This is a genomic window from Oerskovia enterophila (assembly GCF_001692445.1).
GTDB lineage: Bacteria > Actinomycetota > Actinomycetes > Actinomycetales > Cellulomonadaceae > Oerskovia > Oerskovia enterophila.
In genome coordinates this window covers 1-15,329 of sequence record NZ_MAQA01000077.1, presented here as the reverse complement: position 1 = coordinate 15,329, position 15,329 = coordinate 1, and the positions used below count along the sequence as shown (strand labels likewise).

The following is a 15,329-nucleotide window of genomic DNA, read 5'->3' as shown; positions in this document are numbered from 1 at the left end:
CGTGGCGGCCGGGTTCGAGGTCGTCGTACCGCGCGGGACGTACTTCGTGGTCGCGGACGGCGCCCCGCTGGGCTTCGACGACGGCGTCGAGCTGTGCCGCCGGCTCCCGGGCCTCGCGGGCGTCGTGGGCGTGCCCGTGAGCGCGTTCTGCCGCGCGCCAGGAGCGCCGGTTGACGAGTCGCACGGCCCGACGACGGCGCGCTCCCTGGCCTCGCGGGTCCGCTTCACGTTCGTCAAGCGGGAGGACGTGCTCCGCGACGCGATCGGGCGCCTCGGCGCAATGCGTGAAGGCCGCTAGACGCGAGGCCTGACGACGCGCGCGTACGCTCCGAGCGTCCGGCTCGCGTCGTACGGGACGTCAGCAGACGCCCGGTAGCCGCTCCTCGACCACCGGGGGCGCGACCGGAGGCGCGACCTCGCCAGTGCCCGCCCCGGTACCAGCTCCGGGATCGGTCCCCGCTGCCGGGTTTGTACCGGCCGCCGGGTCCGTACCGGCCGCGGGGTCCGTGCCCTGGACCGCGCCGGTGTCCGGCACCACGTCGGTGGGGGCGGGGGTCTCGTGCCCGGGCGGCGGCTCGTCGGCGGCCATGCGGTCCCAGATCGCCTGGGCGTCCTTGGTCCACACGACGCGGTTCTTGTCCGTGGGTGCCTCGACGACCGGCAGCTCGGTGAAGACGATCTCGTTCATGTCGAGATCCTTGAGCGAGAAGGCCAGACCGGCGAGCGAGTCGAGGCCCGCGAGCTCGGGGTTCGCGCTGATCGAGGAGAGCACAGCCTTGATGAGGGCGTAGAGCTGCGGGGTGTCGGTGATGATGTTCTTGGACAGGAGCTCACGCATCATCGAGTCCAGGAAGGCCTGCTGCCGGGCGATCCGAGCCAGGTCGCTCCCCATCTCGAGCCCCATGCCCGTGCCCTTGCGCGCCCGCAGGAAGCTGATGGAGGTCCGCCCGTCGAGGACCTGCTCTCCCGCGGCGATGTTGAGGTCGCGCGAGTGCGGTCCACCGACGACCGGCTCGGAGAAGCACATCCGCACCCCTCCGAGCGCGTCGACGACGCCGATGACCCCGGTCATCTTGACCACGACGTGGTCGGTGATCGTCAGCCCGGTCAGCTCCTGGACCGTCGTGATCGTGCATGCCGCAGCGCCCACCATGTCATCGACCCCGCCGGACCCGATCTCGAACGCCGAGTTGAACATCGCGTCGTTCTGCTTGCGGGTGGTGCCGCCGTCCGAGAGGTTGCACGACGGGATGTCGACGAGCGAGTCGCGCGGGATGGAGACGACCTCCATGCGCGTGCGGTCCCCGGAGACGTGCACCACGAACGTCGTGTCGGAACGCATGCCCTCCTCGGCACCCGCGAGCTCTGCGTTCTCCTCGTCGCGGTAGTCGGTACCCATGACGAGGATGTTGAGAGCCTGACCCGCGTACGGGTCGTTCGGGTCGGCTGGGGGCTCAGGGGTGGAAGGTCCCTTGACGAGCCCCGAGACGTCGCTCACGGTCACCGCGCTCTGGAAGTCGACGTACATCGCGGTCGCGGCCGTGCCGGCGAAGACCAGGCTCCCCGTGGCGACCATTCCGACGATGCGAAGGGCCTTGTGCGAGCGCAGGGAGCGCGCGTGATGAGGGCCGCTCTTCGAGGCGGTCTTCGGGCTGGGCATGGGAAGAGCCTAGAGGCACCAGAAGGGTGCGGCATTCGTGTCGTGCAAAGGAAGTGTGAAGTGTCCCGTCGACGTGAGGGCGTACGGCGGCCCCGCGACCCGTCAGGTCGGCAGGTGCCAGCCGCCCTTGCGGAAGGCCGGGGTGGCCAGACCGAGCACCAGCAGGGACGCCACCACGGCGCCGAGCATGACCGCGCTCATGGCCACCTCGTCTCCCCCGAGGACGCCCACGAGGGGGCTCACGAGGCCTGCGACACCGGCCTGGAACGCCCCGATGACTGCCGCTGCCGTGCCGGCCCTCTCGCCGTGCCGCGTGAGCGCGAGCGCTGACGCGTTGGCCGGGATGAGCCCCTGGAGCGCGAGCGTGAGCCAGAGCGCCGCGAGGAGACCGATCAGCCCGCCCGCCCCGGTGAGCGCCACGACGAGCAGCCCCACGGCGAACACCGACTGCAGGACGAGGGCCGTGCGCAGGATCCGGATGGGCGCGACCCGGCGCACCAGCGAGGCGTTGACCTGGGCGGAGATCACGAGCCCGATCCCGTTCACGGCGAAGAGCGCCGCGAACTGCCCGTGCGTCAGGCCGTAGCCCTCCTGCAGCACGAACGGGGAGCCGACGACGTAGCTCATGAGGACGGCCATGCCGAGCCCGGGCAGCACGGCCAGGGCCAGGAAGTGGCGGTCGCGCAGCAGGGTCCCGTAGCCACGGAAGACGCTGCCGATCCCGCCGGTCTGGCGCCGCTCGGTCTCGAGCGTCTCGGGCATGAAGCGCAGCACGATCAGGGCCAGGATCACGCCGAGCACCGCGAGGACCCAGAAGACCCAGCGCCACGTCCCGTGCGAGGCGATCAGCGAGCCGAACGTGGGCGCGAGGAGGGGCGCGAGCCCGATCACGAGCATGAGGCGCGACAGGATGCGGGCCGCGTCCGACCCTGTGAACCGGTCGCGGATCACGGCGATCGAGACGACCTGGGCCGAGGCGTTGAAGAAGCCCTGGAGCACGCGCAGCGTGATGAGCCACCCGATCCCGGGCACGACCGCGCACAGGATCGAGGTGACGACGTGCAGCGCGAGCCCGATGATCACGGGCGCACGGCGTCCGTACCGGTCGGAGAGCGGTCCGATCACCAGCTGTCCCAGGGCGCCGCCGACGAGCATCCCGGCCAGGGTGAGCTGCGCGAGCGCAGGGCTCGCGTCAAGGTCGGTGGCGACGTCGGGCAGGAGCGGCAGGTACATGTCGACCGTGAAGGCCGGGAGCGTCGCGAGCGCACCGAGGAGGAGGACCCACTTGACCGTGGAGCGGCCGGACCTGCGGGCCGGGGTGCCGACGGTGCTGCGTCCGGCGTCGATGGGCGGCGCCGTCGGGGCGGAGGCAGGTCCTGCCGGTGGGGTGCTCATGGGAGCCAATCATAACGATTCGATGATTGCCCCGAGCCACCGCCACGAGGCGGTAGCCCTCGCGGCTCCGTGGCGCGGGGCGAGCGCGGCGTCCCGGCCGGACGCCCCAGCGGGTACTGGACGCCTAGGGTCCCGCGAAGAGCCAGGCCGCACCGAGGGGGGCGAGCGCGAGGAGCGGGACGGTCCAGGTGATCAGGGACGAGACGCCCCGTGCACCTCGGTCTGCCGCTTCCCCAGCCCCCTCTCCCGCGACCGGCAGCGGCGAGACGACGGGGTCGTCGAGGGCACCCTGGCGGACCTGGACGACGCTCCAGACCGTGCCCGCGACGAGGACCAGCGCCCCCGCGGTCGCAACCGGCACCGCCGGGAGGACGAGGACCTCGCTGTCCAGCAGGACGGCACAGACCCCGAGCGATCCCGTCAGCAGCGTGAGGACGAGCCAGGAGACCACCGGCCGGTCGAGGATGTGCCGCAGCACCGTCGAGCTGTGTCGCGCGAAGAGCAGGAGCACGACGCCGAGCGCCACGACCATGAGCAGCATCCCGACCGTGAGGCCGACGGTCGCGCCCGCCGCACCCGTGCGCCACGCGTCGACGGCGGCGCCACCTCCCCACCCGAGCACCAGCATCCCGAGGACCTGACTCCCCACGGGCCCCAGGACCGTCACCATGTCCCACCGCCCTGCGGGCTGCACGGGCAGGTCGAGGCTGCGCGCGTAGGCCACCGGGTCCCCGAACACCTCGGACGCCTTCTCGCCGCTCTCGGCGCAGTGGGACTCGACCTCTGTGAGAGCCGCCCCGAGCACGTCCCCGGGCACGTCGAGCAGGCGCAGCTCGATCACGAAGCCCTCGGCCCACTCCTCCTCGACGTGAGGCGCCAGGCTTCGCTCGATCTCGTAGCGCGCGGCTCTGCGCCTCTCGCGCAGGGGGGATGTCTGAGGGGTGCGGGACATCAGGTCTCCTCGGTCTGTGCTGGTCGGTCGGCGGGCTCGGTGCGGTCCGGTCCGACGACAAGGTCATGGGTGGTCTGCACGAACGCGTCCCACAGCGCGGCGCGCTGTGCGAGCTCGGCGCAGCCCGCCGGGGTCAGGTCGTAGTACTTGCGCCCGGGTCCGCCGTCGCCGGCCCGCCACTCGACGGTCACGAGCCCACCGGTCTCGAGGCGCCCCAGCAGCGGGTAGAGCGTGCCGCCCTTGATCGCGCCGAGCCCGGCGTCGGCGAGACGCGCGGCGATCGCGTACCCGTAGGTGGGGCCGTCGGCGAGGATGCGCAACACGCAGACGTCGAGGACGCCGCGCAGCCACTCGCTGGGCCAGGTGTTCTCGGACATGACTAGATAGTGTCGCGAACTAGTCAGGCTGTCAATCTAGTTGGGTCACCATGCCCGACGGCGCCGCTCGCCCCGCCGACGACACGGCGGCCGAGCGCAGCGTGGGTGGCGCGAGGCATCCTGGGAGACATGTGCGGACGCTATGCCTCCTTCCGGGACGCCCAGGACCTGGCCGACGAGTTCGCGATCGCCGACCTCGCCGACGACGCGCGCCTCCTGCCGCCCTCCTGGAACGTCGCCCCGACCGACCCCGTGCGGATCGTGGTCGAACGCGCGGCCAGGGACACGGGCGAGGTCCGCCGCTCCCTGCGGGTGGCCCGGTGGGGACTCGTGCCGAGCTGGGCCAAGGACCCGGGCGTCGGAGCCCGGATGATCAACGCCCGCGCGGAGTCGCTGCTGGACAAGCCCGCGTTCGCCAAGCCGTTCGCGGCCCGCCGCTGCCTGGTGCCCGCCGACGGGTACTACGAGTGGCGCCGCATCGAGACTCCCCCGGCTCCGGGATCGACCGCCCGCAAGCCCAAGGTCTCCAAGCAGCCCTTCTTCATCCACCCCGAGGGGTCCGCGGTCGCCGCGTTCGCGGGGCTCTACGAGTTCTGGCGCGACCGCGCCAAGGCCGACGACGACCCGGACCGCTGGCTCGTGTCGACGACCGTCGTGACGACCGCCGCCGCGCCGGCGCTCGCGTCGATCCACGACCGCATGCCGCTGACGCTCGCCCCTGACCTGTGGGACGCGTGGCTCGATCCTGCGGTCGGCAAGGACGAGGCTGCCGGTCTGCTCGTCGCCCCCGAGGTACGCATGACGGCGCAGGAGGTCGCACCGCTGGTCAACAGCGTCGCCAACAACGGGCCCGAGCTGGTCCTCGCGGTCTGAGACCCGGGGCGGCGTTCCGGCGACCACGGGCGTGCACTGGGACGCGGACCGTCACCGATCCGCGCCGCGATGCCGAAGGGCGGTCAGCCCTTGTACGCCCACTGGAGGCGCACGGGCTCGATCACCCCGAGGCCATGGACCTCGCGCTCGGGCTGGGCCGTCAGCGCGAACCGCGAGTCCCGCGACAGGAGCGCGGCCGTCTCGCGGTCGATCAGCACGGTCGCCGGCTCGGCGATCTCGGTGAGCCGCGACGCGAGGTTGACCGACGGGCCGAACACGTCACCGAACCGCGAGAGCACCCTGCCCCAGACGAGGCTGACCCGGACGGGCGGGACCTCGACCCCCTCGCCGGCCCGCTCGGCCTCCTCGGCGAGACCGAGCGCGACCTTGGCACCCGTCGCGACGTCGTCGGCGACGTACAGGACCGCGTCGCCGATGGTCTTGACGACCCGACCGCCCGCGGCGGTGATGACGTCGCGCGCCCGGGTCTCGAAGAGCTGGACGAACTCGGCGAGCTCGCTCGACCCCAGACCCGCCGTCCGCTTGGTGAACGACACGATGTCGGCGAACCCGACGGCCCGCGGGAGCGGCAGCGCCTGGGAATCCGTGACGTCGCCCGCGCGCGCGTCGGAGAACTCGACCGTGAACCGCGCGGCGACGGCCGCGAGCTGGCGGCGCCAGGCGTGGCTCAGCTGGGTCTCCAGCACGGGCGCGAGGTCCGGGAGGCGGTCGAGCACGAGCAGCCGGGCGCTCGTGTCGTCGAGGTCGAACCGCTTGGTCATGTGCTCGACGAGCGCCTCGACCTGCCAGAGCACGAGCCGTTCGGTCGTGTGGCCCATCGACCGGATGAGGGTCGTCAGCGACCGGTCGTCGAACTGCTCGCGCTCGGCGACCGAGTAGATCTGCTCGAGGGCGACCGCGTCGTCCTCGGTGAACATCTGCTCCTGCTCCTCGGTGATCGGGAGCCCGAGCGCCTGCCAGTACGAACGCACCTGCTTCTCCGTGAGCCCGGCCCGCTCCGCGAGCCCCTCGACCGTGAGGGCACGGGGCCCACCCAGGAGGGCCGCGTCGACGTCTGCCTCGACCGTCGCCCGCTCGAGGACACCAGGGCCGTCCGCTCGACTCTCCTCGGCTGCCTTCGTCGTCTCGGTGGTCTCTTCGGCTGCCTCAGGGATGTCGTGCGTCACAGACAGATCCTAGTTCAGCGCGGCCGTGCGCCTCGGCCCGCTCACCCGGCGGGAGCACCGACGGGACCGCCGACAGGCCCCGAGGAGGCCGTCCCGCCGGTCACCGAGGAGGTCCCCGAGCCGGCCGCGGATCCCGAGCCCAGGCGCAGGTGGTGCACGTCGCCGCTGTGCAGCGAACGGACCGTCCCGTCGTCGCCGCGGACGAGCAACGAACCGTCGGGGCCGAACCCGTCGGCCTCGCCCGTGACCTGTCCCCCGCCCGTGAGATCGACACGCACCTGCGCGCCGATCGTGCCGCTGACCTCGACGCACTCCGCGACGAGGCCCGCGACCTCGGCGTCGCCGCCCGCGTCCTGCCACCGACCGAGCGTCAGCGCGAACGACTCCTCGAGCGCGGTGAGCAGGACCTCGCGGTCGGTCGTGGCCGCTCCCGCCAGGGCGAGCGACGTGGCCGAGGCGACCGGAAGCTCGCCCTCGCCCTGCAGGACGTTGAGCCCGACGCCCACGATCGCTCCGCCGTCGGGCAGGAGCTCGCACAGGATGCCCGCGACCTTGCGGTACGTCCCCCAGCCCTCGATCTCCTCCGCGGCCTCGCCACCGGCAGCGGCGCCCGGCCCCGGGACGAGCACGTCGTTGGGCCACTTGACCACGGCCTCGACGCCCGCGGTCGCGCGCAGGCACCGGACCGTCGCGAGGCCCGCGAGCAGCGGCAGCCAGCTCAGGCTCTCGCGCGGCACGTCGGGCCGGACCAGGAGCGAGCCCGTCAGCGCGGTCCGCGCGGGCGTCTCCCAGGTGCGCCCCGCACGTCCCCGTCCACCGACCTGGTGCTCGGCCACGAGCAGCGCGGGCGCAGGCCACGCCTGCGGGTCCGCAGCCACGGCCGCGGCCAGCTCGGTGTTGGTCGAGACGGACTCCTCGACGACCTCGAGACGCTCGAGCGGGCCGTGCGGGACCACGAGCAGGTCCCGCAGGAAGTCGGGGCGCAGCGCGGGGCGGTCGGCAGTCGTCATGCCCCCATCATGCACGGACGCGCCCGGGTGACGGCAGCACCACCCGCACGACGACGGGCACCGCCTCGCAACGGATTGTGGGAACCCTCCAACGCCGACGCGGACGCCGGTGCGATCCCCCGCACCCGCTTGGTCCCACCCACCAACTAGGCTCGTCTGCGTGAACGAACCTGTCGCCGGCACCACCCCGGCCCCCACCGGTCAGCTCATCGGCACCGCAGCGAAGCTCGCCGACCTCGACCGTCGGCGCGCCGAGGCGTCCGTCGCGCCCGAGGAGACGGCTCGCGCCAAGCAGCACGCCCGGAACAAGAAGACGGCCCGCGAGCGCATCGAGGCCCTGCTCGACGAGGGCAGCTTCGTCGAGCTCGACGCGTTCGCCAAGCACCGCTCGACCAACTTCGGGCTCGAGAAGAAGCGGCTCGCGGGCGACGGCGTGGTCGTGGGGCACGGGACGGTCGACGGCCGTCAGGTGTGCATCTACTCGCAGGACTTCACGGTCTTCGGCGGGAGCCTGGGCGAGGTGCACGGCCAGAAGATCACCAAGGTCCAGGACCTGGCGCTGCGCACGGGCGTACCGCTCATCGGGATCTCCGACGGCGGCGGCGCACGCATCCAGGAGGGCGTCGCGGCCCTGACGCAGTTCGCGGAGATCTTCCGCCGCAACGTCGCGGCCTCGGGCGTCATCCCGCAGATCTCGCTCATCCTCGGCCCGAGCGCGGGCGGGGCCGTGTACTCCCCCGCCCTGACCGACTTCATCGTCATGGCCGACCAGACGTCGAACATGTTCATCACGGGCCCCGACGTGATCCGTGCGGTCACGGGCGAGGACGTGGGCTTCGAGGAGCTCGGCGGGGCGCGCACCCACAACGAGCGCTCGGGCGTCGCGCACTACATGGGCACCGACGAGGACGACGCGATCGACTACGTGCGCCACCTCATCGGCTACCTGCCGCAGAACAACCTCTCGGACGCCCCCGGCTTCCCGCCCGAGGACACCGAGCTCGAGGTCACGGACGAGGACCTCGAGCTCGACACCCTGGTGCCCGACTCGGACTCGCAGCCGTACGACATGCGCACCGTGATCGAGCACGTCCTGGACGACGGCGACTTCCTCGAGGTCCAGCCGCTGTTCGCGAAGAACGTGCTGATCGGGTTCGGGCACGTCGAGGGCCAGTCGGTCGGCGTCGTGGCCAACCAGCCCCTCGCGATGGCCGGGACGCTCGACATCGACGCGGCCGAGAAGGCCGCGCGGTTCGTGCGCACGTGCGACGCGTTCAACATCCCCGTCCTGACCCTCGTGGACGTCCCGGGCTTCCTGCCGGGCGTCGACCAGGAGCACCAGGGCATCATCCGTCGCGGCGCCAAGCTCATCTACGCGTACGCCGAGGCCACGGTCCCGCTCGTCACGCTCATCACCCGCAAGGCGTACGGTGGCGCGTACATCGTCATGGGCTCCAAGCAGCTCGGCGCGGACGTCAACCTCGCGTGGCCCACGGCCCAGATCGCCGTCATGGGCGCGGGCGGCGCGGTCAACATCCTCCAGCGCGGCACCCTCAAGGCCGCGGCGGACGCGGGGCTGGACGTCGACGCCGAGCGGGCCCGCCTGGTCGGGGAGTACGAGGAGGCCATCGTGAACCCCTGGGACGCGGCCGAGCGCGGCTACGTCGACGCGGTGATCCGTCCGTCGGAGACCCGCGTGCAGGTCGTGCGCGCGCTGCGCGCGCTGCGCACCAAGCGTGCGAGCCTGCCCCCCAAGAAGCACGGGAACATCCCGCTGTGACCTCAGCACCGCACGACGACGCGAACCACGAGACGAACCGCGAGGACGACATGCCCGACGAGCACACGAGCGACAGCCACGAGGGCCACGAGGGCCACGAGGGCCACGACCACCCGGACAACGGTCACGACAGCGTGTCGCACGGCGCCGAGCCGCTCGGCCCGGTCGACCAGGCGCCGCTGCACGCCGCGGTCGACGCCCTGGCCGCGGCCCTGCACGACTACATCGGCACCGCGGTCGGCGTGCGCTCCGAGTTCGGCGCGTCCGAGGCCGACGAGGACCCGCGCGTCCTGGCTCTCGAGGCGCGCATCAGCACGCTCAACGCCCAGGTCTACGACGCGCTGCACGGTTCGCTCGGCATGCACCCGGACCTCACGTCGCTCGTGTGGGCCTCGGACGAGGAGCTCGGCGCGGGCGCCGACGCGGACGCACCCCCGGCCCCTGAGGTCGCCGAGCCCTTCTACCTGGGCTTCGTCGTGGGGCCGGGCTCGACGCCCGACGCCTCGCTCGACTCGGTCATCGACTTCCTCGACAACGCGGGCGAGCAGGTCGTCGCGGCCCTCGCCGAGGCCGGCTTCGACATCCCCGAGTGGGCCGCGTCGCGCGGCGAGGCCGCCGACTTCGAGGGGTACGGGGACGCGGCGGACGACCCGACGGACGGCAACCTGTGAGCGGGACCCCGGAGGCGTCGTCGGGACGTTCGCTGCGCGTGGTGCGCGGCGCTCCCGACGACCTCGAGGTCGCGGCGCTCGTCGCCGGCCTCGCCGCGGCCGCGGCGGCCGCGCACGTGCCCGACGACGAGGCGCCCCTGTCCGAGTGGACCAACCGTGCGCGCGGTCTGCGCGGGACCGGGGCGGGCGCGACGGCCAAGAGCTTCGGCGGCCGCTCGGGTCGGCACAACGCCGACTCCTGGCGGTGGAGCCTGCAGTCATGAGCCAGTCCACGACCGTCCTGGTCGAGCTCGCGGACGGCCCCGGGGCCGTCGAACGTCCGCTCACGGCCGATGGCAGCGGGCCCGCCCTGCCGCCGCTCCCGGCCCGCACCGGCTGGCGCCGGTGGGCGTGGATCGTCCCGACCGTCCCGGCGGTCGCGCTCGTCGCCTACCAGCAGCTCGCCCCGTCGCAGGGCTGGCCCCTGCCGGCCGCCGTGCTGGGCGTCCTGACCGTCCTGCTCCTGCTCGTCGCGGTCCTCGCGCTCGCGCGCTACCTCGACGACCGCGACGCGCAGCGCGAGACCCGCGCACGCGACGCCCTGCTCACGGCGGCCGAGCGCACCACGGGCTCGGTGCTCGTCGACGTCACGGCCGGGGCGGACCAGGTTCCCTCCGGATCCGCACGCGAGCTGCCCGACGGCGCCGCGCACGTGAGCGGTCGGCTCACCTTCTCGGTCGACCACGTCCCCGTCCGGGCACCGTTCACGGTGCCAGTCCCCGCCGGGACGGACGGCCCCCGCTCGGGCGACCCCGTCGCGGTCTGGTACCCCCGGGGCACGGAAGGACGCCCACGCGTCGTCCTCGTGCGCTACCAGCGCGCCTGGGCCGACGACCTGCTCGCGGCGATGCACCCGGAGCGGACCGGCGTCGACGATCCGGACGACACGGGTACCACGCAGTAACCTCTACCGGGTGACCTCACCCACCTCGCCGGCCGAGCCCGGCACCCCCACCGCCCGGACCCCCCGCACGCCCTCGGCGATCGACGCGATCGCCGACGCGTACGTGCTGACGGTCGCCGACCTGAACCCGCTCGCAGCCACGGCCATGGGCCTCACGGGTTACGACCACCGCATGACCGACCTGTCGCCCGCCGGGTACGAGGCCCTCGCGGCCGCGGACCGGGCCGTGCTGGCCGAGCTCGCGGACGTCGAGCCCGTCGACGACGTCGACCGCGTCACGCTCGCCGCGATGCGCGAGCGCATCGGTCTCTCGCTCGAGCTCCACGAGGCCGGCGAGGACCTCTCGCTGCTCAACAACATCGCGTCCCCGCTGCAGGAGCTGCGCGACATCTTCGACATGATGCCCACGGGCACGGTCGAGGCCTGGGAGAACGTCGCGGCCCGGCTCGCCGCCCTCCCGGGCGCCATGGACGGGTACATCGCCTCGCTCAGGGCCGGCGCCGCGCGCGGCAACGTCGCGGCGATCCGCCAGGTCCGCGAGGGCGTCAAGCAGGCCCGCGAGCTCGCGGACCCCGAGACGTCGTTCTTCGTCACGTTCGTCCGTGGCGAGGAAGCCGCAGCGGTCCTCGACGAGTCCGCCGCGTGCTCCCTGGTGCGCAAGGAGCTCGAGATCGGCGCCGCCGACGCCGTGGCCGCCTACGGCAGGCTCGCCGCCTTCCTCGAGGACGAGCTCGCACCCCAGGCCCCCACGGCCGACGGTGTGGGGCGCGAGCGCTACGCCCTCGCGTCGCGCAACTTCCTCGGCGCCGAGGTCGACCTCGAGGAGACCTACCGGTGGGGACTCGAGGAGCTCGCGCGCGTCATCGCCGAGCAGGAGGCCGTCGCCGCCCAGATCGCCGGGCCCGGCGCCACGGTCGAGGAGGCCGTCGCGATCCTCGACGCGGACCCGAGCCGCAAGCTCGACGGCACCGACGCGCTGCGCGCGTGGATGCAGGAGACGTCCGACGCCGCGATCCAGGCGCTCGACGGCGTGCACTTCGACATCCCCACCCCGGTCCTCGACCTCGAGTGCATGATCGCCCCGACCCAGACCGGCGGGATCTACTACACGCCCCCGAGCGACGACTTCTCGCGCCCCGGGCGCATGTGGTGGTCCGTTCCCCCGGGCGTCACCGAGTTCAACACGTGGCGCGAGAAGACGACCGTCTACCACGAGGGCGTCCCGGGCCACCACCTGCAGTGCGGCCAGGCCGTCGCGGCGCGCGACACGCTCAACTCCTGGCGCCGCCTCGCGTGCTGGGTCTCGGGCCACGGCGAGGGCTGGGCTCTGTACGCCGAGCGCCTCATGGCCGACCTGGGCTACCTCGACGACCCGGGCGACCGGCTCGGGATGCTCGACGGCCAGCGCATGCGCGCCGCGCGCGTCGTGCTCGACATCGGTGTGCACCTGGGGCTCGACGCCCCCGAGGAGTGGCGCGGCGACTCCGAGGACCCGCGCTGGGACGCGGACAAGGCCTGGGAGTTCCTCAAGGCCAACGTCAACATGGACGAGTCGTTCGTGCGCTTCGAGCTCAACCGCTACCTCGGGTGGCCGGGGCAGGCCCCGTCCTACAAGGTCGGCCAGCGCCTGTGGGAGCAGACGCGCGACGCGGCCCGTGCGGCGGCGGAGGCCCGCGGCGAGGAGTTCGACGTCAAGGCGTTCCACGAGCGCGCGCTGAACCTCGGCTCGGTCGGCCTCGACGTGCTGCGCGGGGCCCTGCGGTGAGCGAGCCCACCAGCCCCCCTGCACCCCGCCTGCTCCTGGCCTCGCAGTCCCCGGCCAGGCTCGCGACCCTGCGCTCGGCGGGCGTCACGCCCGAGGTCCGGGTCTCGGGGCTCGACGAGGACGCGGTCCTCGACGCCGCGACCGCACGGTTCGGTGCGCTCGACCCCGCCGACGCGGTGCTCGTCCTCGCCCAGGCGAAGGCCGAGGAGGTCGCCCAGGTGATCACGCGCGAGGTGCGCGAGCGCGACGAGGCGAGCGACGCCGTCGGGCACGAGGAGAGCGCACCGATCGTGGTCGGCTGCGACTCGATGCTCGAGCTCGCGGGCGAGGTGTACGGCAAGCCGAAGGACGCCGACGAGGCGACCGCCCGGTGGCGCGCGATGCGCGGCCGGTCCGGCGTGCTGCACACCGGGCACTGGCTCGTCGACCTGCGCGACCCGCAGGACGGCGGCAGCGGGGCGACGCTGGGCGCGACCAGCTCGACCACGATCCACTTCGCCGACGTGACCGACGCCGAGATCGCCGCCTACGTCGCGACGGGCGAGCCCCTCGCGGTCGCCGGCGCGTTCACGGTCGACGGGCTGGGCGGGGCGTTCGTCGAGAGCATCGAGGGCGACCACCACGGCGTGGTCGGCATCAGCCTGCCGCTCGTGCGCGAGCTGCTCGGCGAGATCGACGTGGCCTGGACCGACCTCTGGGCGTGAACCCCTGACGGCCCGCCCGCTCCCCCGCGCCACGCCCTCGGGCGTGGCGCGGGGGAGCGAGCGGGCCGTCGCTTGTCGAGGCCGCACAACCCAGGCCGACCCCGGGGCGGTTCGTCCCACCGACCATGGAGGGTTCCTACAAACGACCCCGGTGCGCCTTGGCCTGATCTCCAATCTTGTCCGGTACCGGTGGTCGGAGCGTGAACCGAGGGCGCCCGACGCGTTACCGTGAGCCGTGCCCGTGAACTCAACGAACCCCGCGACCAGCCTGCCCAGACGACTGTCGAAGGTTCTCATCGCCAACCGCGGGGAGATCGCGGTCCGTATCGCCCGCGCCTGCGCCGACGCCTCGATCGCTTCGGTCGCCGTCTACGCGGACTCCGACCGCGAGGCCCTGCACGTCCGCCTCGCCGACGAGGCGTACGCGCTCGACGGCGCACGCGCCGCCGACACCTACCTCGACGTCGCCAAGCTGCTCGACGTCGCACGCCGCGCGGGCGCCGACGCTGTGCACCCGGGCTACGGCTTCCTCGCCGAGAACGCCGGGTTCGCCCAGGCCGTGATCGACGCGGGCCTCGTCTGGATCGGCCCACCCCCCGCCGCGATCGACGCGCTCGGCGACAAGGTGAGCGCCCGGCACATCGCGCACCGCGCCGGCGCTCCCCTGGTCCCGGGCACCCCGGACCCCGTCGCCGACGCGACCGAGGTCCACGCGTTCGCCGCCGAGCACGGCCTGCCCATCGCGATCAAGGCGGCCTTCGGCGGCGGCGGCCGCGGGCTCAAGGTCGCCCGCACGGTCGACGAGATCGACGAGCTGTTCGACTCCGCGGTCCGCGAGGCCACGGCCGCGTTCGGTCGCGGCGAGTGCTTCGTCGAGCGCTACCTGGACACCCCGCGCCACGTCGAGACCCAGTGCCTGGCCGACGAGCACGGCACGGTCGTGGTCGTCTCGACGCGCGACTGCTCGCTCCAGCGCCGCCACCAGAAGCTCGTCGAGGAGGCCCCCGCGCCGTTCCTGACCGACGAGCAGCAGGCCGAGCTCTACAAGGCGTCCGAGGCGATCCTGCGCGAGGCCGGGTACGTCGGCGCCGGGACCTGCGAGTTCCTCGTGGGCGCCGACGGCACCATCTCGTTCCTCGAGGTCAACACGCGCCTGCAGGTCGAGCACCCGGTCTCCGAGGAGGTCACGGGCATCGACCTGGTGCGCGAGCAGCTGCGCATCGCGGCGGGCGAGCCGCTCGGCTACACCCAGGTCGCCACCCGGGGGCACTCGCTCGAGTTCCGCATCAACGGCGAGGACCCGGCCGCGAACTTCCTGCCGGCGCCCGGTCGCATCTCGCGCCTGCACTTCCCCAGCGGCCCGGGCGTACGCGTCGACAGCGGCGTGAGCGAGGGCGACGTCATCTCCGGCGCGTTCGACTCGATGATCGCCAAGGTCATCGTGACCGGTGCGACGCGCCTCGAGGCCGTCCAGCGGGCGCGGCGCACGCTGCGCGAGATGGTCGTCGAGGGCATCCCGACGGTCGTCCCGTTCCACCGCGCGGTGCTCGACTCCGAGGACTTCGTCCCGACCGACGGCTCGGCGTTCCGCGTGCACACGCGCTGGATCGAGACCACGTTCGCCGACGAGCTGACCAAGCTCGCGCCGGCCACGCCCGCCCAGTCGCCCACCGAGGAGGACGAGGCCCCCGCGACCGAGCGCGTGGTCGTCGAGGTCGGCGGCAAGCGCCTCGAGGTCGTGCTCCCCGCGGGCCTCGGCATGGCGGCGGGCCGCGCCCGCTCGGCCAACGCGGCTCGCCGCCCCGCCCGTCGTTCGACCGCCAAGGCGGGCTCGAGCAACGGCACCACGCTGGCCTCGCCCATGCAGGGCACGATCGTCAAGGTCGCCGTGGCCGAGGGTGCCGTGGTCGCCGAGGGCGACCTCATCGTGGTCCTCGAGGCCATGAAGATGGAGCAGCCTCTCGTCGCGCACCGTGCGGGGCGCATCACGGGCCTGACGGCGGGCGTCGGCG

Annotated in this window: 14 protein-coding genes and 1 pseudogene; 9 read left to right on the top strand and 6 right to left on the bottom strand. The window is 73.2% G+C overall.

The genetic code is table 11. From position 1 onward, the window contains the following. Nucleotides 1–298 (top strand): annotated as a pseudogene (locus tag OERS_RS19320) (hypothetical protein); the annotation flags it as partial. Between the two features lie 60 nt (nucleotides 299–358). Here OERS_RS19320 and OERS_RS19315 read toward each other — a convergent pair. The 4 genes from OERS_RS19315 to OERS_RS19300 all read right to left on the bottom strand — a co-directional run bounded on the left by OERS_RS19315 (nucleotide 359) and on the right by OERS_RS19300 (nucleotide 4,384). Further along, nucleotides 359–1,660, bottom strand: a complete 1,302-nt coding sequence (locus tag OERS_RS19315; protein ID WP_082849093.1) for an LCP family protein — start codon at nucleotides 1,658–1,660, stop codon at nucleotides 359–361. Nucleotides 1,661–1,762: 102 nt separating this feature from the next. Then, complete coding sequence (locus OERS_RS19310) at nucleotides 1,763–3,055, bottom strand: multidrug effflux MFS transporter (RefSeq protein WP_083201621.1); 1,293 nt, start codon at nucleotides 3,053–3,055, stop codon at nucleotides 1,763–1,765. A 124-nt stretch (nucleotides 3,056–3,179) separates the two neighbouring features. Beyond that, the gene (locus OERS_RS19305; protein WP_068627645.1) at nucleotides 3,180–4,007 is read right to left on the bottom strand and encodes a hypothetical protein; all 828 of its coding nucleotides are present in this window, start codon (nucleotides 4,005–4,007) and stop codon (nucleotides 3,180–3,182) included. Further along, nucleotides 4,007–4,384, bottom strand: a complete 378-nt coding sequence (locus OERS_RS19300) for a PadR family transcriptional regulator (protein ID WP_068627644.1) — start codon at nucleotides 4,382–4,384, stop codon at nucleotides 4,007–4,009. The genes OERS_RS19305 and OERS_RS19300 overlap by 1 nt, the downstream gene beginning before the upstream one ends. Nucleotides 4,385–4,513: 129 nt before the next feature. On the opposite strand from OERS_RS19300, the gene OERS_RS19295 reads away from it, so the two are divergent. Continuing rightward, nucleotides 4,514–5,257: an SOS response-associated peptidase gene (locus OERS_RS19295; RefSeq protein WP_068627652.1), complete on the top strand. Its 744-nt coding sequence runs from the start codon at nucleotides 4,514–4,516 to the stop codon at nucleotides 5,255–5,257. Nucleotides 5,258–5,340: 83 nt separating this feature from the next. Here the strand turns inward: OERS_RS19295 and OERS_RS19290 are convergent, their stop codons facing one another. Together OERS_RS19290 and OERS_RS19285 are read right to left on the bottom strand one after the other, a co-directional pair. Beyond that, the gene (locus OERS_RS19290; RefSeq protein ID WP_231907807.1) at nucleotides 5,341–6,444 is read right to left on the bottom strand and encodes an adenylate/guanylate cyclase domain-containing protein; all 1,104 of its coding nucleotides are present in this window, start codon (nucleotides 6,442–6,444) and stop codon (nucleotides 5,341–5,343) included. A gap of 41 nt (nucleotides 6,445–6,485) precedes the next feature. Then, a complete protein-coding gene (locus tag OERS_RS19285; RefSeq protein ID WP_068627643.1) occupies nucleotides 6,486–7,454 on the bottom strand; it encodes a biotin--[acetyl-CoA-carboxylase] ligase in 969 nt (322 codons plus the stop codon). 160 nt (nucleotides 7,455–7,614) lie between these two features. On the opposite strand from OERS_RS19285, the gene OERS_RS19280 reads away from it, so the two are divergent. The 7 genes from OERS_RS19280 to OERS_RS19250 form a co-directional block, all read left to right on the top strand. Next, nucleotides 7,615–9,234, top strand: coding sequence for an acyl-CoA carboxylase subunit beta (locus OERS_RS19280; RefSeq protein ID WP_068627642.1), 1,620 nt, complete (start codon nucleotides 7,615–7,617; stop codon nucleotides 9,232–9,234). After that, entirely contained in the window at nucleotides 9,231–9,905 is a 675-nt protein-coding gene (locus tag OERS_RS19275; RefSeq protein WP_083201620.1) for a hypothetical protein, read from the top strand. Before OERS_RS19280 ends, OERS_RS19275 begins: the two co-directional genes overlap by 4 nt. Continuing rightward, nucleotides 9,902–10,168 (top strand): acyl-CoA carboxylase epsilon subunit, encoded by a 267-nt coding sequence (locus OERS_RS19270; RefSeq protein ID WP_056650394.1) that lies wholly within the window; start codon nucleotides 9,902–9,904, stop codon nucleotides 10,166–10,168. Before OERS_RS19275 ends, OERS_RS19270 begins: the two co-directional genes overlap by 4 nt. Next, nucleotides 10,165–10,848, top strand: a complete 684-nt coding sequence (locus OERS_RS19265) for a hypothetical protein (protein WP_068627641.1) — start codon at nucleotides 10,165–10,167, stop codon at nucleotides 10,846–10,848. Before OERS_RS19270 ends, OERS_RS19265 begins: the two co-directional genes overlap by 4 nt. Nucleotides 10,849–10,858: 10 nt before the next feature. Further along, entirely contained in the window at nucleotides 10,859–12,613 is a 1,755-nt protein-coding gene (locus OERS_RS19260; RefSeq protein ID WP_139107953.1) for a DUF885 domain-containing protein, read from the top strand. Continuing rightward, nucleotides 12,610–13,317 (top strand): Maf family protein, encoded by a 708-nt coding sequence (locus OERS_RS19255; RefSeq protein WP_068627640.1) that lies wholly within the window; start codon nucleotides 12,610–12,612, stop codon nucleotides 13,315–13,317. The genes OERS_RS19260 and OERS_RS19255 overlap by 4 nt, the downstream gene beginning before the upstream one ends. Nucleotides 13,318–13,558: 241 nt before the next feature. Beyond that, nucleotides 13,559–15,329, top strand: a 1,771-nt coding sequence (locus OERS_RS19250) for an ATP-binding protein (protein WP_457920626.1), incomplete at its 3' end; no start/stop codon positions are given.